20 protein-coding genes are annotated in these 19,469 nt (G+C 56.8%); 8 read left to right on the forward strand and 12 right to left on the reverse strand.

Features of this window, described 5'->3' with window-relative positions; genetic code table 11:
* Positions 1-15: 15 nt before the first annotated feature.
* From flgG to V8J81_RS18230, 4 genes are read left to right on the forward strand one after another with little or no spacing between them, the layout of a single operon-like run.
* Positions 16-801 (forward strand): flagellar basal-body rod protein FlgG, encoded by a 786-nt coding sequence (flgG, locus tag V8J81_RS18215; RefSeq protein ID WP_368477168.1) that lies wholly within the window; start codon positions 16-18, stop codon positions 799-801.
* Positions 801-1,223 carry a flagellar basal body P-ring formation chaperone FlgA gene (gene flgA / locus V8J81_RS18220; RefSeq protein ID WP_368477169.1) on the forward strand — a complete coding sequence of 141 codons (423 nt, stop codon included), beginning with the start codon at positions 801-803 and terminating at the stop codon, positions 1,221-1,223. Before flgG ends, flgA begins: the two co-directional genes overlap by 1 nt.
* The gene (gene flgH / locus V8J81_RS18225; protein ID WP_368477170.1) at positions 1,220-1,960 is read left to right on the forward strand and encodes a flagellar basal body L-ring protein FlgH; all 741 of its coding nucleotides are present in this window, start codon (positions 1,220-1,222) and stop codon (positions 1,958-1,960) included. The genes flgA and flgH overlap by 4 nt, the downstream gene beginning before the upstream one ends.
* A gap of 15 nt (positions 1,961-1,975) precedes the next feature.
* On the forward strand, positions 1,976-2,521 hold the full coding sequence (locus V8J81_RS18230; protein WP_368477171.1) for a flagellar basal body-associated FliL family protein: 546 nt from the start codon (positions 1,976-1,978) through the stop codon (positions 2,519-2,521).
* Positions 2,522-2,530: 9 nt separating this feature from the next.
* On the opposite strand, the gene V8J81_RS18235 is transcribed toward V8J81_RS18230, so the two are convergent.
* The 9 genes from V8J81_RS18235 to V8J81_RS18275 form a co-directional block, all read right to left on the reverse strand.
* Positions 2,531-2,911, reverse strand: coding sequence for a hypothetical protein (locus tag V8J81_RS18235; RefSeq protein ID WP_368477172.1), 381 nt, complete (start codon positions 2,909-2,911; stop codon positions 2,531-2,533).
* Positions 2,908-3,993, reverse strand: a complete 1,086-nt coding sequence (locus tag V8J81_RS18240) for an EscU/YscU/HrcU family type III secretion system export apparatus switch protein (RefSeq protein WP_368477173.1) — start codon at positions 3,991-3,993, stop codon at positions 2,908-2,910. The genes V8J81_RS18235 and V8J81_RS18240 overlap by 4 nt, the downstream gene beginning before the upstream one ends.
* Positions 3,993-4,763 (reverse strand): flagellar biosynthetic protein FliR, encoded by a 771-nt coding sequence (locus tag V8J81_RS18245; protein ID WP_368477174.1) that lies wholly within the window; start codon positions 4,761-4,763, stop codon positions 3,993-3,995. Before V8J81_RS18245 ends, V8J81_RS18240 begins: the two co-directional genes overlap by 1 nt.
* Complete coding sequence (gene flhA / locus V8J81_RS18250) at positions 4,760-6,838, reverse strand: flagellar biosynthesis protein FlhA (RefSeq protein ID WP_368477175.1); 2,079 nt, start codon at positions 6,836-6,838, stop codon at positions 4,760-4,762. The genes V8J81_RS18245 and flhA overlap by 4 nt, the downstream gene beginning before the upstream one ends.
* A 94-nt stretch (positions 6,839-6,932) precedes the next feature.
* Complete coding sequence (locus V8J81_RS18255) at positions 6,933-9,086, reverse strand: hypothetical protein (protein WP_368477176.1); 2,154 nt, start codon at positions 9,084-9,086, stop codon at positions 6,933-6,935.
* The gene (gene motA, locus V8J81_RS18260; RefSeq protein ID WP_368477177.1) at positions 9,083-9,949 is read right to left on the reverse strand and encodes a flagellar motor stator protein MotA; all 867 of its coding nucleotides are present in this window, start codon (positions 9,947-9,949) and stop codon (positions 9,083-9,085) included. The genes V8J81_RS18255 and motA overlap by 4 nt, the downstream gene beginning before the upstream one ends.
* 42 nt (positions 9,950-9,991) lie before the next feature.
* Positions 9,992-10,498 (reverse strand): MotE family protein, encoded by a 507-nt coding sequence (locus V8J81_RS18265; RefSeq protein ID WP_368477178.1) that lies wholly within the window; start codon positions 10,496-10,498, stop codon positions 9,992-9,994.
* Positions 10,499-10,598: 100 nt separating this feature from the next.
* A complete protein-coding gene (locus V8J81_RS18270; protein ID WP_368477179.1) occupies positions 10,599-11,105 on the reverse strand; it encodes a DUF6468 domain-containing protein in 507 nt (168 codons plus the stop codon).
* The gene (locus tag V8J81_RS18275; RefSeq protein WP_368477180.1) at positions 11,106-11,615 is read right to left on the reverse strand and encodes a flagellar basal body-associated FliL family protein; all 510 of its coding nucleotides are present in this window, start codon (positions 11,613-11,615) and stop codon (positions 11,106-11,108) included.
* Positions 11,616-11,721: 106 nt separating this feature from the next.
* Between V8J81_RS18275 and fliF the strand changes: the two genes are divergently transcribed.
* Genes fliF through fliP form a run of 4 tightly spaced genes read left to right on the forward strand, consistent with a single transcriptional unit; the run spans position 11,722 to position 15,068 of the window.
* Complete coding sequence (gene fliF / locus V8J81_RS18280; RefSeq protein ID WP_368477181.1) at positions 11,722-13,458, forward strand: flagellar basal-body MS-ring/collar protein FliF; 1,737 nt, start codon at positions 11,722-11,724, stop codon at positions 13,456-13,458.
* Positions 13,455-14,072 carry a hypothetical protein gene (locus tag V8J81_RS18285; RefSeq protein WP_368477182.1) on the forward strand — a complete coding sequence of 206 codons (618 nt, stop codon included), beginning with the start codon at positions 13,455-13,457 and terminating at the stop codon, positions 14,070-14,072. Before fliF ends, V8J81_RS18285 begins: the two co-directional genes overlap by 4 nt.
* Positions 14,072-14,353, forward strand: coding sequence for a FliM/FliN family flagellar motor switch protein (locus V8J81_RS18290; RefSeq protein ID WP_368477183.1), 282 nt, complete (start codon positions 14,072-14,074; stop codon positions 14,351-14,353). The genes V8J81_RS18285 and V8J81_RS18290 overlap by 1 nt, the downstream gene beginning before the upstream one ends.
* Entirely contained in the window at positions 14,340-15,068 is a 729-nt protein-coding gene (fliP, locus tag V8J81_RS18295) for a flagellar type III secretion system pore protein FliP (RefSeq protein ID WP_368477184.1), read from the forward strand. The genes V8J81_RS18290 and fliP overlap by 14 nt, the downstream gene beginning before the upstream one ends.
* 805 nt (positions 15,069-15,873) lie before the next feature.
* Here the strand turns inward: fliP and V8J81_RS18300 are convergent.
* Genes V8J81_RS18300 through flgK form a run of 3 tightly spaced genes read right to left on the reverse strand, consistent with a single transcriptional unit; the run spans position 15,874 to position 19,444 of the window.
* Positions 15,874-16,974: a flagellar basal body P-ring protein FlgI gene (locus V8J81_RS18300; RefSeq protein ID WP_439649928.1), complete on the reverse strand. Its 1,101-nt coding sequence runs from the start codon at positions 16,972-16,974 to the stop codon at positions 15,874-15,876.
* A complete protein-coding gene (locus tag V8J81_RS18305) occupies positions 16,974-17,984 on the reverse strand; it encodes a flagellin (protein ID WP_368477185.1) in 1,011 nt (336 codons plus the stop codon). Before V8J81_RS18305 ends, V8J81_RS18300 begins: the two co-directional genes overlap by 1 nt.
* Positions 17,981-19,444, reverse strand: a complete 1,464-nt coding sequence (gene flgK / locus V8J81_RS18310) for a flagellar hook-associated protein FlgK (protein WP_368477186.1) — start codon at positions 19,442-19,444, stop codon at positions 17,981-17,983. Before flgK ends, V8J81_RS18305 begins: the two co-directional genes overlap by 4 nt.
* Between the last annotated feature and the right edge of the window lie 25 nt (positions 19,445-19,469).

A 19,469-nucleotide genomic window follows, 5' to 3' on the forward strand; every position in this document is an offset into this window, starting at 1 on the left:
AGAAAGGTTTGAGGAATGAGAGCTCTTGATATCGCCGCCACGGGCATGAGCGCGCAGCAACTGCGCGTCGACGTCATCTCAAACAACATCGCGAATATGTCGACGACCGGATACTCAGCCCGCCGTGCGGACTTTGCCGATCTCCATTACCAGCAAATGACCCGCGCTGGCGCGATTAATGCCGCTGACGGTACCGTAGTTCCCGCAGGAGTTCAGGTTGGGCTTGGCGTACGGCCCACAGCAGTCACGGTTACGTGGCAGCAAGGTACAGTCGCCGCGACGGGCGGTGATTTAGATGTCGCCATTGAAGGGCGTGGCTACCTGGAGGTGACGCTTCCAAGTGGTGAAAGTGCCTTCACCCGCGATGGGGCGCTTCAACGGACGGGCGATGGCCTGATCGTCACCGCGGACGGCTTCGAAGTTAATCCCGGCATCACTATCCCCACCGATGCGCGCGCGATAGAAATCAACGCATCCGGGGAAGTCTACGCAAGTTATTTGGGTGAAGTTGAACCGCAGCTTTTGGGACAGCTCAACTTGGTCGCTTTCTCCAACGACAGCGGGCTTGAGGCCATTGGATCGAACCTGTTTCTGGAGACCGGCGCTTCAGGGCCACCTTTGGTTGGGCAGCCGGGTGAGGATGGGCTTGGCACGTTGCGGCAAGGATACGTGGAACAATCCTCGGTCGACTCGGTGCGGGAGATCACAGACCTGATCGAAGCGCAACGCGGCTACGAGTTGAATGCCAAAGTGCTGACCGCGGCAGACCAGATGCTTGGCGCGACGACGCAGGTCCGCTGATGCGATGGTTTTTCCTCATATTGGCCCTGACGTGCCCGGCAACCGCCGATGAAACGGTCATCGCCGCGGGGACGATCAGAGGTGCCACGCTGATTGGACCTGCCGATGTTGCGACTGTGGAAGGTGCCACGCCTGGGGCTTTGTCCGACATGGCCGAAGCGGTGGGTATGGAGGCTAGGATAAACCTCTATCCTGGTCGCCCGATCCGCCCTGGCGATCTACGCCCCCCGGCTATTGTTGAACGAAACGAAATCGTGTCGCTGCGTTACAATCACGGCGGCCTTCTCATCATCACCGACGGACGTGCTCTGGATCGGGCCGCGCAAGGCGAAAGCTTGCGGGTCATCAACTTGGCCTCCCGTCAGACTGTCACTGCCGTCGCTGCCGCGCCTGGCCTTGTAACCGTTGGACCCCGACAATGACCTTTGGATTTCCAAAACTGCTCCTGATCTGCTGCGCCTGCTTGGCCGTTTCCGGCTGTGCCCGGCTAGGCCAAATCGGGCAGGAACCGGAGTTTACCTCCCCTGCGAATGGCAATGAGGTATTTGCCATGAATGTTGCGCCGATCCCTGATGCGGCGGACGTTCCCGACAGAGCCGAGGGAGCATCGCTCTGGACGTCCGGTCGCGCCTCGCTTTTGGGCGATCGTCGTGCTGGCCGTCGTGGGGACATCCTGACGGTCGTGATCGAGATCAACGATAGTGCCGAGTTTCAGAACTCGTCCGAACGAGAACGCACTGGATCCGAGGAACTGGGTATTCCAAACCTGTTTGGCCTGCCGCAGCGCATTGATGGTCTGTTGACCCAAGGTGGATCTCTGAGTGAGGCCGTGGAATTCGATAGCAGCAGCCGGTCGGCTGGCGAAGGATCTGTGCGGCGCAATGAAGAGCTGACCCTACGCGTCGCGGCAACCGTCACCGAAGTGCTTCAGAACGGTGTCTTACGCATTGAGGGCAGCCAGGAAGTTCGTGTGAACAATGAAATACGGGAGCTGCTGGTATCCGGATATGTGCGCCCGGAAGATATCTCCCGGCAGAACTCCATCGAATATGATCGTATTGCGGCCGCCAGAATATCATATGGCGGGCGTGGCTTGATCACCGATGCTCAAAGGCCCCGCTACGGCCAAGAAGTAGCCGACACGATCCTTCCTTTCTGAGACAGGAGAAGCGCCATGATGCGAAGACTTCTTCCTCTTCTTTTGCTTCTGCTTGGTGCGGGTGGCGGAGTTGGTGCCGGCTTGGTCTTTGGTGGAGGCGACGAAGTCGCCACTGCCGATGTGCAGGCCGAGGAACCCGACGATGCCACCCATGATGGCGAACAGGACGACGTCCATGACGGCGAAGAAGACCATGAAGAGCCGGAACCCCCACGGGTTGAGCAGACCGGTGAAGGCACTGAATATGTTCGGTTGAACAATCAGTTCGTGGTGCCGATTGTCCGCAACGGTGCAGTTCGATCTCTGGTCGTCCTTGGCCTTACGATTGAAGTGACCACTGGCCAGAACAACCTGGTGTTTGATCAGGAACCCCGTTTGCGGGACAGCTTTCTGCGCGTTCTGTTTGCGCATGCAAATACAGGTGGGTTTGATGGCGTCTTCACGGAGGCTGAGGCGATGGAACCACTTCGAGAGGGTCTTCGCGAAGCGGCGCAAGGCATTCTCGGGCGAGAGAACACCTTTGACGTCCTCATCACGGATATCACCCGTCAGGACGCGTGATCCTCTTGCTTAGCGAAGTTTGCGACGGTTGAGCTCAGCCTTGGCCTCAGCCTTCTCTTTTGCAATCAGTTTTTCGAGCACCAGATCCCGTCCAACCGCGCGCGCAGCCTTAGACTTTTCGTGTTCGAAGGCAGCTCTTGCAGAGGCAAGCTTGCGCAACTCGGCCGCTTGTTGAACGCGCAAACGCTCTGCCTGTGACAGCAGTGTTGCAGAAATCGCGGGATCAGCGGATGACCTCATCAGCCGGTTGCGATGTTCGGCCAGCTGAGCCGCCTTGCTTTCAATGCTCTGAACTTTTGAGCTGGCCGCTATGACAGGCCCTAAAGCCCGGTCGGCGAGCAAAGCAGTTACGGCCTTCAGTCGCTTTAATCTCGCTGAATTGCTGCTCATCGCTTGGATTTCGCTTTTTGGCGGATGAGGTCGGCAAAACGGATCGCAGCAGCCACTGCTCGATACTGCTCGGGCAAGATCGGACTTCCGATGTCGATACGTGCGTGCAATGCGCGTGCCGTTGGAGGGTCTGAGTAAATGGGAACTCCGGCTTCAGAGGCCGCTTCGCGGATCCGTCGCGCGATTTCATCAGTACCTTTGGCTACGCATGTCGGTACCCCGCCCTCGCCGCGATCCCACTTCAAGGCAACCGCGTAGTGAGTGGGGTTCACCACGACAACGTCAGCGGTCGGAACGTCGGAAATCATCTGATTCATCGCTATGGATTGCCCGCGCTGCCGCCGCTCCTGCTTGAAGTGAGGGTCGCCTTCCGAGCTCTTGGTCTCATCCATGATCTCTTGCCGCGACATGCGATTGCGCAATTGTAACTGGCTCCACTCCCAACCCCAATCGGCGACGCCAAACACCGCTGCCATCCCGGTGACCACAGCCAGAAAATCCAGTGAAAGTTGCCCGAGCATCTCAAGGATTTGGCCGGGTGATGCATAGATAGCGACCAGAATCGTTTCGGCGCGTGCCCACAGATAGAAGGCAAGAAAGATCGAAACGAGGAATAGTTTGGTTGCCGATTTGGCAAACTGAAAGAGACCTTGGCTGCCGAATTTTTGTTTTGCGTTCTCAAGGATCGAAATGCGGTTTGCCTTGGGCGCCAATTTTGACGGCGTAAACAGGAGCGCCCGTTGGGCCAGCAGCGACACGAGCAAGAGTATCGCAGGAACGGCACTTAGAGCGGCCGCAGAAATCAGCGCGCCACTCAAGAGGCCAGCGGAATGACCTGCACTGCCTTGTTCCAGAAGGAGAGCGGCCAGTGTATCTGCCCGGCCAAGGCTTGTCTGTGTCAACGCGCCGATTTCTTGCATCACCCACGGCGCCAGCAAGACGCCAGCAAGGAGAAAGCCGCCGTAAACGACCGCAGTGTTCAGATCGGCTGACCTGACGATCTCACCCTTCCTTCGCGCATCCTCCAGCTTGCGCGGTGTTGGATCAAATGGCTTATCCGATGCGCTCTGGTTCTCGTCCATCAGCGCGCCCCTAGCGGTGCCGCGACTGCTCCCTCGAATGCGGACAGCCAGACTGGAAGGATGAACGGTGTTGTCACCAGAAGTAGGGCTAGTCCGCCCCAGGTGATTGCGGGGGCGCCAACGAATGCAACCATCAGCTGCGGCATGGCCTTGTTAATGACACCGAGCGCTACGTTGTAGAGAAGGGAGGCGATTAAGAAGGGTGCGGCGAGGGACATTGCCAAAGAGAAGCTGTTGCTCACTTGGTCCACACCCCAGCCCGCAAGATCGTGCGGCGTTGGCAAACTGCCGAATGGAAGAACGTCATAGGAGCGTATGAAGGTTTCAACCAAATGGATGTGGAACCCGGAAAGCACCGCCAAGGTGATGCCACCCAGCATGATGATGGCACCCATCGCAGGAAGTGGGTCAGGTGTTGCGCCGCCCATGATTTGGCTGAGCGAGGTAGATTGCGCCGCAATGGTCCCCGCAATCTGGAGCGCATGCACCAAAAGCCGCAACGCAAGGCCAAGAATGAGCCCGGCCAACGCTTCGGAGAAAAATGCAGTGATTGGCGGCATGATACCGTCCAACGTCAAGAACCCGTGCAGGGCTGGTGTCAGGAAAATCGTAACTGCCAGCGCAGCGCCAAGTCGAACTCGAACTGGGATCATCTGCTCTCCGAAGCCGGGTAAGACCAGAAAACACGCGCCCACCCGCAAGAAGATGGCAGCGGCAGTGGCGAGCCAGAGCTGCGAAATGAAAAGGACATCGGCAAGGAATTCCGTCATGGGGCCGCCAGGCCCACAAGCGAAGGTTTGGCTTCCAGCCCTATTTCTTCAAAAGAAAGCACTGGGTTGGGGATGCCGCGTGCCGACAGAACTGTGCGCAGGAAGCGACGTCTGAGCGCGGAGGTTACGACTGCCGGGTACGTTCCTTTGGCACTTGCGGATGCGACCTTCTCGCTTACTGATTTCGCCAACGCATTGAACTCATCGGGGGGCAATGCAACCTCTGGCAACCCGGCCTCGCCGCTGATTTGGTAACGCAAAAAGATATCTTCCCAATCGTTCGCCAGTTGAACCAATGGGAGCGTTCCATCGCTGCGTTTCATCTCGGCGATCAACTGGAAGCCAAGCCGCTGGCGCACATGTTCGCAAATCATCTCTGGCTGCGTGGTGGAGCCGCGCGACTCGGCGATGGCTTCAAGGATCAGAGGTAAATTCCGGATCGAAACCTGCTCTGCCAAAAGCAGTCTGAGAATTGAATGAAGGAGATCGAGGGGCACCTTGTCTGGCACCAGCTCATTCAGGAGACGCCTGTTTTCTTCAGCGCGCGTGCCATCCGATAGTGTGACAAACGCGTCTAACTGGCGCTGCAAGGTCTTGAACGTCATTAACCGAGATAGGTTTCGTTTGAGCACCTCTAGAAGATGGGTTGCAAGAACTTCGGAAGGCGAGACGACTGTCATACCTGCAAGTGCCGCGCGTTCTCGATCTACGGGGCTGATCCAGCGCGCCGGCGCGCCGTAGACAGGTTCCGATGTGTCTTGGCCATCTGGAAGATCGATTGCCCCATCTTGAGTGAGCATCAGAACTTGCGTCGGTTTGAGCGTTGTTGTTGCATGTTCGACGCCCAGAAGACGGATGGAATAGGTTCCTGGTGCAAGGTCGCCCCGATCCGTCAGGCGCATTTCGGGAAGCAACACGCCAAATGCCCGCGCGATATGTTCGCGCATGCTTTTGATGCGCGCATCCAGCCCCGTCGCCGGGTCCAGCGCCAAGCCGACCAGATCGGGGGAGAACTCGATGTGAATATCGTCGACGTCGAGAAGGTCGCCTGTCGAATTCGTGGTCTCCTCCTGCTCAGGCGTGACCAGGGAAACCTCCGGGGCATTTTCCGCATCGAGCGCTTTCTGTCGCCACCAGGCAGCGGCACCAAGGGCCACAGCCCCCAAAAGGAATGGCACGATGGGAAGCCCTGGGACCAAAGCAAAAATCCCCATGAGCACTCCAACCGTTGCAAGCGCTGATGGGTATTTTCCCAATTGTGTCAAAAGGGCCGTATCAGTCGCCCCCGTCGCCCCACCACGTGCGAGCAAAAGAGCGGATGCAATGGCAATGATGACCGCCGGTATCTGGCTGACCAACCCGTCTCCGACAGTCAGGATGGTATACGTCTCGAAGGCTTGCCCCAGTGGCATACTGTGCATCGTGGTTCCGATGATCAGTCCAACGATAAGGTTGAGCAGGGTGATCAACAGCCCGGCAATCGCATCACCCTTTACAAACTTGGACGCGCCATCCAGCGAACCGAAGAACGTCGTTTCGGCTTGCTCACGTTCACGCCGTTCCTTTGCTTCGGAATGATCAATTGCGCCTGCTGCCATATCGCTGTCGATGGCCAATTGTTTGCCCGGCATCCCATCCAAAGCAAAACGCGCACCAACCTCCGCCATCCGTGCGGCGCCTTTGTTTATGACAATGAAATTGACGATGAGGAGGACGCAGAAGATGACCAGCCCCATGACGACGGAACCTCCGATCACAAACATTGCGAAGCCTTCTATCACGCCGCCTGCAGCATCTGTGCCCGTATGCCCCTGTCCGATTATCAGTTTTGTCGAAGACACGTTTAGGGAAAGTCGCAGCATCAAAGATGCCAAAAGCACGGTTGGGAAGGCCGAAAAATCCAGGGGACGCTGGATAAAAAGCGTGACCGTGAATATCAGGATGGCGAGTCCGAAAGATGCGGCCAAGCCCAGGTCAAGTATGAAGGATGGGACCGGTAAGATCATCATCACGATGACGGCCATAAGAGCCAGCGCAAAAAGAATGGTTGGCTGAAACAAAGTACGCGCTGACATTAGCAGCGAACCTTGCGTAAGGAGGCCTTACCAAGAAGCGACGCGGGTGGTGTTGGGACGGTGAATGGCATTCTGCTGTTCCCGTTGGAGTGGGTCATTCAGGGCTCGGATGAGCCAATATTTCGTTGATCGCTTGACGAAGAGATTGGCTGTCTGCAACGGCGGCGACGACGACTTCCAAGTCGCGCAAGGTTTCCTCGGATGCGTCAGGAGGATTTCCGCGGGCAGCCATACGCGTTGCAATTTCATAATGGGCGCCCGTAGCGGTTCCCGACAATTCATCCCAATCTCGCGCGTTCCATGCCGCCACAATTGGGTCAATAGCAGAGCGCGCGTCATCCGCTTGTGCCGGAAGAATGAGCGGCCTTCGAACATCCCTCAGGATTTGTGCAGCTTCATAAAGACCTGCTTCACGAAGCAGCGCGATCGCTGATACTTGAGCACGACCGGCGTCTGATCCCTCTGGCCGCCATCTCGCCCCAAAGGAGTGTGCAAGAACCAAAAGCGTGGCTGTGTCTTCTACTGCGACCCGATCTGCGATGAGCGCGGTAAGTGTTTCTTCGAACACGCTAACTTCACGATTTGTACTGCCCAACATCGACAACGCAGTGTCGATCGAACCCAAAGCGGCATGACCCAGGACAACTTCTTGCCAGAGCAAGTCTGTTTCAGGCCCCGATCCGTTTTCTCGGAGTAGTGCTTCGGCTGCGGTCAGTCGTTCTGGACCCGGTCGCACTCCTACGTTTCGGTCAAAAGCGAGCGCCTGCGCCATCGTTGAGACGGCATCAGATGCATTGCCCGTTAACATGCCTGTTAGTGCATCCTGGGTTCCGGCGATGGATTCTACTGCCGAAATTCCCAGATCGAAATCGAGCATTCTCAGTTCGGCCTCAGGGACTCGGCCGCCGCGATTAATGATGTCTCGTACATTGCGCGCCGCCTCCTCCTTTCGGTCAAGATGCAGTGCCCGCGCCAGTCTCGGGCCCAGAAGATCTCTGAGAGGTGTTGGGAGGCGCGCATAGGCTCGCTGGATCGCGGCAACGTCATCCGCCGAAAGGTCGGCGGCAACTGCACCGTCCAGGTAGTGCCATAGAAGTGCGCCGTCAGAGCAATCCGCAGGTGAGTCCACCTCTGAGAAACCAGCTTCGCTCGAACCATCTACAAGATTGGCTGCACTCAACAAATCCTCGGACGGAGCCTCGAGCTGCATCAACCAATAGCGCGCCTCCGCCCCAAATCCGTGATAAAGGTAGTAGAGTGCGAGAGCCTCGGCACCTTCCTCAATCAAGTCGTCGCGGTCGTCATACAGACCAAGCCTAAGTTCGCCCAAGCCTTGCTCAAACGTCTCGGTATCTGCCCAATTACGTGCCTCGAAGGGTTCAGCTGAACAGGCACCTTGAGACGGTTGCGGCGAAAGTGGCCGATCAAGAACGATCCGTGGGTCAATCGAAGTATGGGTCCTGATTGGGAAGTTGTCCGGGCGCGCGATCTGTTCTTGTGCGGCGTCGGGCTCGATAGCGGCCGGTACCTCATCCGCCGCACCACTTTCTTCCGTTTCCTGATCCGGAACACTATGCGTTTCTACTGGATCTGCGAAGGTCTGAGGCTCGCCGAGGGACGCGTCCAACAAACCTGACGCCGCTGCCCGCGCCAATTGCTCAGCCATGATTTGTGCAGCCTCCTCAATTTGAGGGTTCGGCAACTCGTTGCCCGCTTCAATGGTTTCTGCCGGTGCCGGTTGTCCGTGTCCCGGTGGAGACGCTGCGAGCGTCGGCAATCGGTCTGCACCACTCAGCAACGAAGCAAGATTGGGCAAGGCCTCAGCTGCGCGTGCGCGCTCCAATTCGCGATCTGCTAGGGTTGTTTCGTCAAATTCAATTTGCGGATCCTGGTCTTCGGGCGGGTCCGAGATGTCGATAACCAGATATTGATCTTGATGGCGAAAACCGCTGATGGGGCAATCACATGACAAAAGCAGCGTGAGATCGGTATTGTCCTCGAGGGCTGCCAATCGTGTCCGTTGGATCAGATCAAATGCGTTTGCTGTGTTGAACCCGTCCACCGGAGGTTCAAGTTCAACGTCCCAGGTCCGGCTATCCCTCTCGACGATATTCCATGAGCGGTCGACCCCAATCGGGATGACGAGCCTTGTAAAGCCGACATGGTCACCCGATTGGACATTAAGGGTCTGAGCGGCGGCAAATGGAGTCCACACAGTGACCGCGGCAGCGAGAACAAGCCACCTCATGCGGCTTGTTTGAGGTCACGCAAAGCCTCCTCCAGCGTGTTGAAACCGGGCCGTACATGGTGCGGCGCGTTTTGGCGGCCAACCTCGATGCAGATGTTGGTCGCGTGGTTGTGCAGGTTCGCAATCAGAACTTCTCGGATCATCAGGTAGAATTGATGATCTTCCTCAATCGCGCCCTTCATCTTCGATGCGAAAGGCCCCACAAATCCGTACGCCAGAAAAACCCCTAAAAAAGTACCGACCAGTGCGCCGCCGATAAGGCCGCCAAGCACCTCGGGGGGTTGATCGATAGAGGCCATCGTCTTGATTACGCCGAGAACGGCTGCCACGATCCCCAGAGCGGGCAAACCATCTGCAACCGTCTGCATTGCGTGGCTGCCGTGCATCTGGTGATGAATATTCTGCTCCAACCGTTTGTCGAGCACCTCTTCCACCTGGTGGGGGTCGTTATAGTTCATGGCCGCGGCGCGCAGCGTATCGCAAATCAGCTCCACCGCTTCGTGGTCCCCCAAAATTTTGGGATAGCGCGAAAAGATTTCAGACTCGTTTGGGTTTTCGATGTGTTCTTCCACAGCGACTGCGTTTTGCCGCTGCAGCCTGATTAATTCAAAGAGAAGACAAAGAAGCTGATGATAGTCTTCGTCTTTCCATGTCGGACCCTTGAAGACCTTTTTCAGACCACTCAGCGTGGCTTTGATCGTCCCTTTGTCGTTTGAAATCAAGAATGCACCGATCGCAGCGCCAAGGATCATCATCATCTCGAATGGCAACGCCTTGATGATGATGCCGAACTTGCCGCCAGCCAGTTTGTAGCCGCCGAACACCATTCCAAAGACAACGAGGATTCCTATGATCCCGAGCATTGCGGATTCTCCTGCAGTTTTTCTTGAAGTGACAGCGAAGCCTTAAGATTCGGTATCAGCTTCAGGCTCATCGAGTGTTGGCGCGGCTGCGTTGCGCGTGGCGATCACAACTGAAACGGCGTAGGCGTAAGCAGGGTCAAGTTCGGCCATGATAGCGGCGCTGGCGGCGGGCGACATGCGCGTCAGAAACCCGGCCGCAAAGTTTGGGTCCATTTGGGCAAACAATTCGGCAGTCTGATCCGGACCCATCGTCTCATAGACCTCGGTCAGGCGCTGAAGATCACCCTCCGCGGCAGTATCAGACACTTGAACAAGTGATTCCAAACGCGCTTCGACAGCCTCGAGTTCAGCAAGCCGTTCTTCCACCAGGATTTGCGCTGCCTCAATCGCGCGCTCCCGATCATTCAATTCTTCTTCTCGTTCGCGCAGACGGTCGCGAAACATCGTGACTTCGTCCATAGCTGCCCGGATTGGGGATGCAGGGCCGACAACCGACGTGATCGGTTCCGGGTCAGATGCAGAGGCAGCTGAGACCACCTCAAAGTCCATTGTGCTGAGCCGCAAGCCGATAGAGACCGCAAATATCGCGCCAAGGGAGACCAAAACGCTTCCCCGCTTAAGCCGCTTTATCCTCGTCCGAATACCCATTTTAACTTGCCAACGAATTGTGGTGCCGGAACAGAGCTGGGGCCTCCATCTCGGGTTGTTCGACGTGCGTGGCTGGCATGCGCCTGGTTCCGAAAATGGGAGTAACTTCAGATGTGTCTTCCGCATCTTTTGGAAGCCCATCAGTACCTACCTCCGCGTTTTCCGCAGGCTGCTGCGATGCGGTTGGCAAGCTTTGGGCAACAATAGCGTCTTCTGCAAAATCGTGGCAGGCTGCGATCATCATCTCCAGCTCGGTCGAAATGTCCCGGGCCTGATGGACCAACTCATGGAGCTGTTGCCCGGCACCATCCGAGCCTGCCTTTGCTTCGCGCAATGCCGCTTTCATTTCGTCCACTTGGCTGGACATGACGGCAATCGCGCCACCAAGACCCTTGTCGAAGCTTGTCAACCGGTTGAGGCGGCGCGAAAGGACAATGCAGTACCCCATTGCACCTAGACTCGCGAGGATCACCAGAAGGTCAGCGCCGTATGTCAGAAAGAAGGTCATCTAATTCACCAGAAATTGTGTGACGAGGAGGTCCCGAACCCGCCCCGGGCCTGTAACCACTTGAATGCGTCGCAGCATTTGTGCGCGCAGGCGGCCCAAGCTAGCGGGTTCACTGAGTTCAGAGACGGAGATCACGCGAAGGTAAGAATTCAGCACGTCCATAACTCTTGGGCTAAGCTGCGTGACGTCTTCGACGTGCATCGGCTCTACCTCGAGCGCGGCCGTGAATATCAAGTTTCGCCCGGCTTCATTTGCGCCAAGTGAAACGACCAACGTCTCAAGTTCCACAAATGCGACCTCGACAGGCAAATGTGAATGTCCATCGCCATCATGCGGTTCATCGGTTTCTGCGTGTTCACCTGGTTCGTGTGAGCTGGAGCTTAGGGGGCCCTGTGTTACGGCCCAGAATCCTCCACCTCCGCCCAGAACGGCCAAAAGCAACCCGACGAGCAAGGGCATCAGTAAGCCCTTCTTCTTCTGGGGTTCTTCCGCTTCAACTTCTTCAGACATGATTCTCACGATCTTGTTTCGTTCTCCTTCGTATTAGCCGTAAGGCACTAACCGATTGTTAAGCCTGCAGGGGCTATGACCGCAGACAACGGGCCAGAACGGGTCGATGGAAAATGGTGCTGCGGTGAACAAGCTGCTTGAGCTTTGGAACGACATGGACGGACGCCGACGGGGCATGCTGGTTGGGGGCATTGCCGCTTTGGCAATCGCCTTGTTTATCTTGACGCGGATAGCGGCTCAGCCGTCCTTTTCCTTGCTGTACAGCGGACTGGACCCGGCGGCCGCTGGCGAGGTTGTGGAAGCCATCTCTGAACGCGGTGTTGCCCATCGTGTCGAAGGTGATTCTATTTTCGTCGAAAGCTCGGAACGCGATGCCCTTCGATTGGCGCTCGCGAGTGAAGGGCTGCCGGCAAACGGTCCGCAGGGGTACGAGCTTCTAGACTCGCTCTCAGGGTTTGGGACCACGTCCCAAATGTTCGACGCCGCTTATTGGCGTGCCAAAGAAGGCGAACTTTCCAGAACCATCATAGCGTCCCCAGCGATACGCGCTGCGCGGGTTCACATAGCCAATCCGTCCGCAGACCCATTCCAACCCACACAGGAAGCTACGGCATCTGTTGCGGTTCGGCCCGCTGCAGGTGGACTTGCGCCGGGGCACGCCCAAGCGTTGCGTTACTTGGTGGCATCTTCTGTACCGGGATTACGACCCGAAAACGTCACCGTCATTGACGCAGATTCCGGTCAGGTTCTGGATGGGCAAGAGCAAATGACGCCAGCTGCCGATGCCACCGCCCGAGCCGATCAGATGAGGGCAAATATTGAGCGGTTGCTAGCAGCGCGTGTCGGCCCGGGAAACGCAGTCGTCCAGGTTTCCGTGGAATTAGAAATGGCTCGAGAAACCGTCTTGGAGCGAGTTATCGATCCAGACAGCCGCGTGATTGTTGCCACCGAAACGGAGGAACTCGATAACTCCTCGCGTGACGGCGCAGCTACAGGTGTGACCGTTGCCTCGAACCTTCCTGACGGCGAGGGTGCCGAAGGGGAAGGGTCATCTGCTCAGACCACAGAGTCGCGGGAAAGGGTAACTTTCGACCTGTCCGAACTTCAGCGTGAAGTCGAACGTGAACCGGGCGCGGTGCGCCGCATAACAGTTGCTGTGCTTTTGAACGGCGTGGATGAAATTGGAGCGGACGGGATTGTCGAAACGATTCCGAGGACCGATGCAGAGATTTCAGCGCTGACCGAGTTGGTTAGATCGGCCGTCGGCTATGACGAAACACGCGGCGATATAGTTACCATCCAATCGATGGCCTTCGACGAGGCCGCCGTGATCGATCTGACCGAAGCCAGTTTTCTGGACAGCATTAATCTTGATATCGGACGGATTCTGCAAACCGGAATCCTCTCTCTTGTGGTCCTTGCAATCGTTTTCGGCTTGTTGCGGCCACTGCTCACATCCGCTCAGCGCGGAAGCAGTGGCGACCTTGAATTGCCTGCGCTTGAACCAGCCGGTGGCTTGCCAGCGCTCGCCTCTGTTGCCCCATCAGATCCTGAAACCATCTCTGCAGCTTTTGATGGAACCAACACAGAGGATGATGGGAGCGCTGCAAAAGCAGTCGCTACGATGGATGGCGGCAGCGCATCTCAACCTGAGAACATTGCGGACGCGTTTGATCGTGCACTGCCAATGATGATGGCAGGCGCGGTCTCAGAAGAGACGGCGCACAATCTCAATCACCTCGACCCGGTCGAACGACTGCGCCTGCTGATTCAAGAGAGGGAAGAGGAAACGGTGGAGATTTTGCGCAACTGGATGAATGAAGATGATGAGATGCCGCAATGAGCAAATCCCTGATGTTGGACGATTTTTCTTCGACAGGGGGGGCGGGGCGGGACCCAGCGCAAAAGTTGGCACCTGCCGACACATCCAACGAAGCTGCCTCATTGGACGCATACGAAGCTGGTTACAAAAACGGTTGGTCCGATTGCGCAGCTGCGGAAGCCGAGGAACGGAAATCTGTTGGGGCGCATTTGGCACAAAAACTGCGTGATGCAGAGCTAACCTATGAGAAGGCGCACAGCGATATTCTCGAAGCACTTTCGCCATTCTTTCAAGAGTTGATCGAAACACTTCTTCCACGTCTAGCAGCGGAGGCCTTGGCACCCGTCGCCGTTGAAGAATTGCGGAAGGTAATCGAACAGGAAACTGGCTCGGATATTGAGATTTCTGCGGCTCCCAGTGTTTGCGAACAGCTGCAGCGCCTGTTGGATGCGGAAGGACTTCAGAACGCTCATGTGCGCGCTGAACCGGCCTACTCGGAGAGTCAGATTTCGCTGCGCGTCGGCTGCGAACGGCGCGAAATTGAACTCGGAACGGTGACCGAAAAAATCGCAAGTGCTGTTCGCGCATTCCAAACACAGATTGATCAACCCACTTTTTCCAAAGGAGCCGCATAATGACGGATAACAACGCGACTAGCCGTGCATCGGCCCTCCATTCCGTACCGATTGAAATCCGCGTTTGCGTCGGGAAAGCCCGCCCGAAGCTATCGGATATGCTCGAGATGGATCCCGAAACCGTGCTCCCGCTCGACAGTCGTGTCGAAGACCGAGTTGGGCTTTGGGTTGGAGACAAGCTGATCGCAGAGGGTGAACTCATTGAAATGGAAGGAGAGCGAGAGGGACAACTGGCGGTTCGAGTAACCGAGCTCGTGGATCGCAATGATGCCACGGCTTAGCCTTCGGGTCTTCGTTGTCATTCTCTCGGCGACGCTTGCACTGCCGGGAATGGCGTTCGCTCAAGAGGTCACGCTTGATCTGGGAGACGGGGGCAGTCTGACAGCCCGCACTTTTCAACTGATTGCACTGATCACACTGCTCAGCCTGGCGCCGGGCATTGCGATAATGGTGACCTGTTTCCCGTTTGTGGTAACGGTGCTTTCCATTCTCCGACAAGCTATTGGCCTGCAGCAGTCGCCGCCCAACATGCTGATTGTCAGTCTAGCGTTGTTCTTGACCTACTTCGTTATGGCGCCTGTATTTGAAGAGGCCTACCAAGTCGGCATCGCGCCGCTTATCACGGGCGACCTTTCGGTCGAAGAGGCGATCCCACTCATCTATGAGCCTTTCCGGGGTTTCATGATGAACCGTGTCGATTCTTCGACACTGGCAAGTTTGGCTGAATTACGGCCGGGTACCGCAATCGGCGACCCCGAGGCGTCTGTTCTGATTCCAGCGTTTATGCTCAGTGAAGTCGAACGCGCTTTTCAGATCGGCTTCCTGATCTTTCTTCCATTCTTGGTAATCGATCTCGTGGTAGCTGCCATCCTGATGTCGATGGGCATGATGATGGTACCGCCGGCGATCGTGTCATTGCCATTCAAGCTCGCATTCTTCGTGGTTGCAGATGGTTGGGCTCTAATAACTGGCGCACTGGTACGGAGCTACTTTTAGCCGCTCAAAACATGAAAGGATCTCGCCGTGACTGAACAAAACAAGCCGGCCATGAACCCAAGATCATCCAGACAAGAGAAGCTTAGCGTTCTTGAAGCCATCCTGGGCCCCGACGCGTTAGCTAAGCTGGATGCAGGGCCAGAGAGGAATGGGCATGATCGAGAAGACAGTCTGCAAAAACCCGACGCAGAGCGTGTGAAGTGGCACAGAAATCGCCTGTTAGCGCGGTTTCGGGCCAAGCAAGGTGAAGTGTTGGGGATATCTGAGGAAGCTCAGGGTGACTTGTCCCTCGACGCAGAGAATTTGGCGCCACGTCGTGCCAGGCACCAAGGCGATTTTTTGGAAAGGGTCGCTGGTTTGTCAGAACCGTCAACTCTGGCACAAGAACACCCGGCAGTGATTGCGCGTCTTCTGTCAGGACTAGGGCGTCCTGAGCGGGTGGTTGCGCTTAAATCACTCCCAGGCCCGTTGGCGCGCTCAGTTATTCGGCGTATTCGCTAAAGCGTGCCACGCACACCTTGTTTACGGGTGTCGAGCAAGCCTTACCCTCTAATTCGGTGTTGAATTGGTCCGCGCAAAACGCCTTGTCTGAGGTCTGCACAGGTACGGGACCAGCTGTCTGGAACGCACTTTATGCTCAGATTTCATTAGCATGTGTTCAGGTGCTGCGCGTTCGGGCGTAACTGATCGTCTCGTCGCCTGAACCCGAAAACCGTTCGAATTCAGTGGCAAACAGGTTCACTGTCACCTCCAGAAGGCATTGGCAATTCCAGTCGAATAGGCTGAGGCCGGCTGAAGACGCTAATCAGCGAACGATGAATTCAGCGTGAAGCGCTCCGGCAGCTTCGATGCTGGACAGAATTTCGATCATGTCACGCGGAGAGACGCCCAGAGCATTCAATGCGCTTACAACTTCTGACAGCGATGTGCCTCCTGATACCTCGGCAAGTCCTGTCCCTGGCTCCTCGATCAGTTCGGCATCCGTCCTTGGAAGGACCAGCGTCTCCCCCTCCGAAAATGGATTGGGTTGAATAGCAATCGGTTGCTCCTCAATCCGCAAGGTCAAGTTCCCCTGCGCCACGGCCACACGGCTGATACGCACGTCCTCTCCCATCACGATAGTACCCGATCTTTGATCGACTACCACGCGGGCACGGGTTTCCGGTTCGACCAATATGTTCTCAACGCGTGTAATGGCGTGGGCAGGCGACGGCGCGCGTGTGCGTTCGATATCCACCAAAACCGTCCCAGCATCGAGCATGGCGGCGACTGATCGACCAAATTCCACATTTATCGCAGCCTCGATCCGGGCCGCAGTTGTGAAGTCTGGTGTTCTTAGCGCCAATCGGATCTGGTCCAGCGACGTGAAGTCGAAATCCACTTCGCGTTCGACCCTGGCCCCGGTCGGGATCACACCGGCCGTAGGAACACCCTGTGTAACTTGGGCGCCGTCGCCCTCCACGACGGCACCGCCAGCGATCACAGCGCCCTGTGCGACGGCGTATATCTCTCCATCGGCTGCCGTCAGCGGCGTCATCACCAAGGTGCCGCCAAGTAGGCTATCTGCATCTCCGATCGCTGAAACCGTCACGTCGATCTGGCCACCTTGCCGTGCAAAAGCAGGTAGGCTTGCCGTTACGATGACCGCCGCAACGTTCTGCGGCCGGAATTGCTCGCCGGTCACATTGACGCCGAGACGTTCCAGAATATTGACCATAATTTCTTCTGTGAAGGGCGCGTTTCGCAATCCATCCCCCGTGCCGTTCAGGCCCACGACAAGCCCATAGCCGACAAGGTCATTCCCTCGAACCCCATCGAATTCGACCAAGTCCTTGATGCGAATGGGTGTCGCGTAACAAACGGATGCAAAAAGCGAAAATGAAAGGAAGAGGAGCAGAGATCGGATCACCTGAGGAACTCCGTCAGACTAAGGCGCGACATGCGCGCGGTCAGGATATAGAGGCTTTCCAGCTGGAGGCTTGCGGCCTCAAGTTCGGTGGCCGTCCGGTAAGGGTCCGCCTCAACAAGTCGCCCATATTCCAACTCGAGTGCGCTACGCGTCGTCTCTGCAGCGACCCTGGCTTCTTCGATACGTGCTTGCTCCGCACCTAGGCGCGCACGGAGATCGACCAAATCGGTTTCGCCACTGAGTACTTGTTGACCGGATCTCGAGAGTAAATCTGCGCGTTCCTCAGAGCTCAAAGACAAATATTTGTCTGCCGCAAGGGTGGCCATGGCCAAACCAGCCAGCGTTTCGCGGATCGCTGGATCCAAAGCAGAGACACCAGTAGCGGCAGTTTGGCCCTCTGACAGAAGTGTTTCCGGCGGTTCCCCGTCACCACCTTGCCATGCGAATGTTTGGTATGCGCCTCCAGGATCATTGAACCAAGCGAGTACCGCCGTTTCCAAGCTTGCGGCGTCGGTTAAACCCGCCGTCACATTTCTTAGTTCCGCAAGGATGTCTTCTGCCGGGATCAACGGAATGTTCTCAGGCGCGTCCGCTGCAAAGAGGCTCTGCCCAGCGAATTGCGTGTTGAGGGCGGCGACAGCCGCTCCAAACCTTTCAGGCGTATTCAAGAGGTCCAGTTCGCGACTTTCTGTTTTTGATGTGCCCGCAAGTGAGAGTAATGATGCACCGAATCCGACGAGCTCGCTGGCCACTCGATCTAAAGCGGTCTGGCGGCCATCCGTGGTGATTTCAGCATTCGAAATGCTCGTTTTGAATGCTTCATTGAGGCGTAGCCCGCGAGTGACGTCGGTGAGCGCCGAGAAGTCTCCATTCAGATTCCGTCCAGTATCCGTCACCTTGCCAGATGCGAGCTCGGCGGTCAGACGAGCGATGTCTGAACGGAGGTCGGACCCCTGTTTTCGGAGCGATTGGAACTGCGCCATGTCGCCGAATGTAGTGATGCTCATTGTGCGATCCTCAACAACTCATCCATCATTTCTTCCGCCACGTTGATCACGCGGGCATTGGCGGAGTAGTGCTGTTCGATCTTCAAAAGGCGTTGCAGCTCGTCGTCGGTATCGACGCCGTCTGCCAATTCCGCTGTCTTCAAAACGCTGTGCAGGTTCGCCGTGTGGCTAAGCGAGGTTTCTGCATTGATGCGTGACATGCTCGCGAGCGTGAGTGTTTCTGCAGCAAGCTCGGAGATCGTTCGGTTTGTCGAAGAGAACCCGCCTGATGCTGTCGTTCGCGCAGCGGTCAAGGCGTCGACTTGCGCCGTAAGCACGGATGCGTTCCCAGATGGCCCCTCTGTGACGGCCCCCAATCCATCACGAAGGCGCCAAACCGCACCGCCCGAACTGGGCATGGCAAGCTCGTTCACTTGCAGTCTACCTGCCAACCCGACTTCATTCGTTGGGTTCGCAAGGTTCCCCGCATCGGTGAAAAGGCCCGGATCGCCAGGCGCGATGGTTGGATCCAATCCGGATTGGTCAAAACGCTCCGCCAGATCGCGGGCGACTGCATCAATCCGTGCCTGCGCTTCTGGGCCAAGCCTGTCGCGTATATCGAACAATGCGCCGAGTTCGCCACCGCCCAAAGCCGGATTGGACCCTTCAAGCCGAAGCGGTCGTCCATCCAGCGTGAGGCCAGAGATGTTCCCGTTTGCCAGTGAAAGAAAGGGATCCATGCCAGGGGACGGGTCAAACCCCAACTCCATCGCACGATGGCTTAGTAAAACATGTCCATCGTTACTGTAGATTTGGAGTGTGCCGTTGGTTTCGCGACGAGATTGGAGCGGGATGTAAGGTGAGATTTGATCGATCAACTGCGCCTGCGCATCGTGGAGCGATGCGACTTCTCCGCCATTCGACCGCACGGAAAGAATACGCTTGTTGAGGTCGTCCAGCCCTTGGAGGGCGGTGTTAATGCGGTCAACAGCAATTCCAATCTCTGCGTCTGCTCGCTGGCGCTCAGATTGAATGCCAGAACTGATCTGATTGATATTCGAAGCTAGGCTTTGTGCAGCTTCGACCGCGCCTGTCAGTAGAGTAGTGTTCCAAGGTGCGTTGGACGCAGAAATCAGCTTCGCCTCCATATCGGAAAGGCGCCCGGAAAGGCTGCCTGGTTGGTCTGGGGAGCCAATCAGCGCCTCCAACCGAGCGCCATAATCCACCTGAACTCTGTTGGCACCCAATTGGGAGTCGGCCTGGCGTCGTTGGCCGATCAGTATGGAATCTTCTTGCCGCGTGACTCCCATAACCCGGACGCCTGAACCATCGTTGCCAACGATGCGGCCAGCCGTTTCCAAGCGACGGGTCCCGTATCCTTCGGTCATCGCATTGGCGATGTTCGAAGACACGATATCGGCGCGGCGGGCTGAGGCGTTCAGCCCGCTCAACGCGCTGGAAAGGGCTGATGAGATGCTCATATCATGTGCCTGGTGTCGGGCGAAC

Source organism: Gymnodinialimonas sp. 202GB13-11 (assembly GCF_040932485.1).
Lineage (GTDB): Bacteria > Pseudomonadota > Alphaproteobacteria > Rhodobacterales > Rhodobacteraceae > Gymnodinialimonas > Gymnodinialimonas hymeniacidonis.

What these genes read in the sequence shown, in the direction of transcription:
- V8J81_RS18240 (WP_368477173.1), bottom strand. Translation starts at nt 3,993, where the DNA reads ATGGACGAGAACCAGAGCGCATCGGATAAGCCATTTGATCCAACACCG.
- V8J81_RS18265 (WP_368477178.1), bottom strand. Translation starts at nt 10,498, where the DNA reads ATGGACTTTGAGGTGGTCTCAGCTGCCTCTGCATCTGACCCGGAACCG.
- V8J81_RS18305 (WP_368477185.1), bottom strand. Translation starts at nt 17,984, where the DNA reads ATGAGCATCACTACATTCGGCGACATGGCGCAGTTCCAATCGCTCCGA.
- V8J81_RS18245 (WP_368477174.1), bottom strand. Translation starts at nt 4,763, where the DNA reads ATGACGGAATTCCTTGCCGATGTCCTTTTCATTTCGCAGCTCTGGCTC.
- flgG (WP_368477168.1), top strand. Translation starts at nt 16, where the DNA reads ATGAGAGCTCTTGATATCGCCGCCACGGGCATGAGCGCGCAGCAACTG.
- V8J81_RS18270 (WP_368477179.1), bottom strand. Translation starts at nt 11,105, where the DNA reads ATGACCTTCTTTCTGACATACGGCGCTGACCTTCTGGTGATCCTCGCG.
- V8J81_RS18285 (WP_368477182.1), top strand. Translation starts at nt 13,455, where the DNA reads ATGAGCAAATCCCTGATGTTGGACGATTTTTCTTCGACAGGGGGGGCG.
- flgA (WP_368477169.1), top strand. Translation starts at nt 801, where the DNA reads ATGCGATGGTTTTTCCTCATATTGGCCCTGACGTGCCCGGCAACCGCC.
- fliP (WP_368477184.1), top strand. Translation starts at nt 14,340, where the DNA reads ATGCCACGGCTTAGCCTTCGGGTCTTCGTTGTCATTCTCTCGGCGACG.
- V8J81_RS18255 (WP_368477176.1), bottom strand. Translation starts at nt 9,086, where the DNA reads ATGAGGTGGCTTGTTCTCGCTGCCGCGGTCACTGTGTGGACTCCATTT.
- V8J81_RS18230 (WP_368477171.1), top strand. Translation starts at nt 1,976, where the DNA reads ATGATGCGAAGACTTCTTCCTCTTCTTTTGCTTCTGCTTGGTGCGGGT.
- V8J81_RS18290 (WP_368477183.1), top strand. Translation starts at nt 14,072, where the DNA reads ATGACGGATAACAACGCGACTAGCCGTGCATCGGCCCTCCATTCCGTA.
- flhA (WP_368477175.1), bottom strand. Translation starts at nt 6,838, where the DNA reads ATGTCAGCGCGTACTTTGTTTCAGCCAACCATTCTTTTTGCGCTGGCT.
- motA (WP_368477177.1), bottom strand. Translation starts at nt 9,949, where the DNA reads ATGCTCGGGATCATAGGAATCCTCGTTGTCTTTGGAATGGTGTTCGGC.
- V8J81_RS18235 (WP_368477172.1), bottom strand. Translation starts at nt 2,911, where the DNA reads ATGAGCAGCAATTCAGCGAGATTAAAGCGACTGAAGGCCGTAACTGCT.
- fliF (WP_368477181.1), top strand. Translation starts at nt 11,722, where the DNA reads ATGGAAAATGGTGCTGCGGTGAACAAGCTGCTTGAGCTTTGGAACGAC.
- flgK (WP_368477186.1), bottom strand. Translation starts at nt 19,444, where the DNA reads ATGAGCATCTCATCAGCCCTTTCCAGCGCGTTGAGCGGGCTGAACGCC.
- V8J81_RS18275 (WP_368477180.1), bottom strand. Translation starts at nt 11,615, where the DNA reads ATGTCTGAAGAAGTTGAAGCGGAAGAACCCCAGAAGAAGAAGGGCTTA.
- flgH (WP_368477170.1), top strand. Translation starts at nt 1,220, where the DNA reads ATGACCTTTGGATTTCCAAAACTGCTCCTGATCTGCTGCGCCTGCTTG.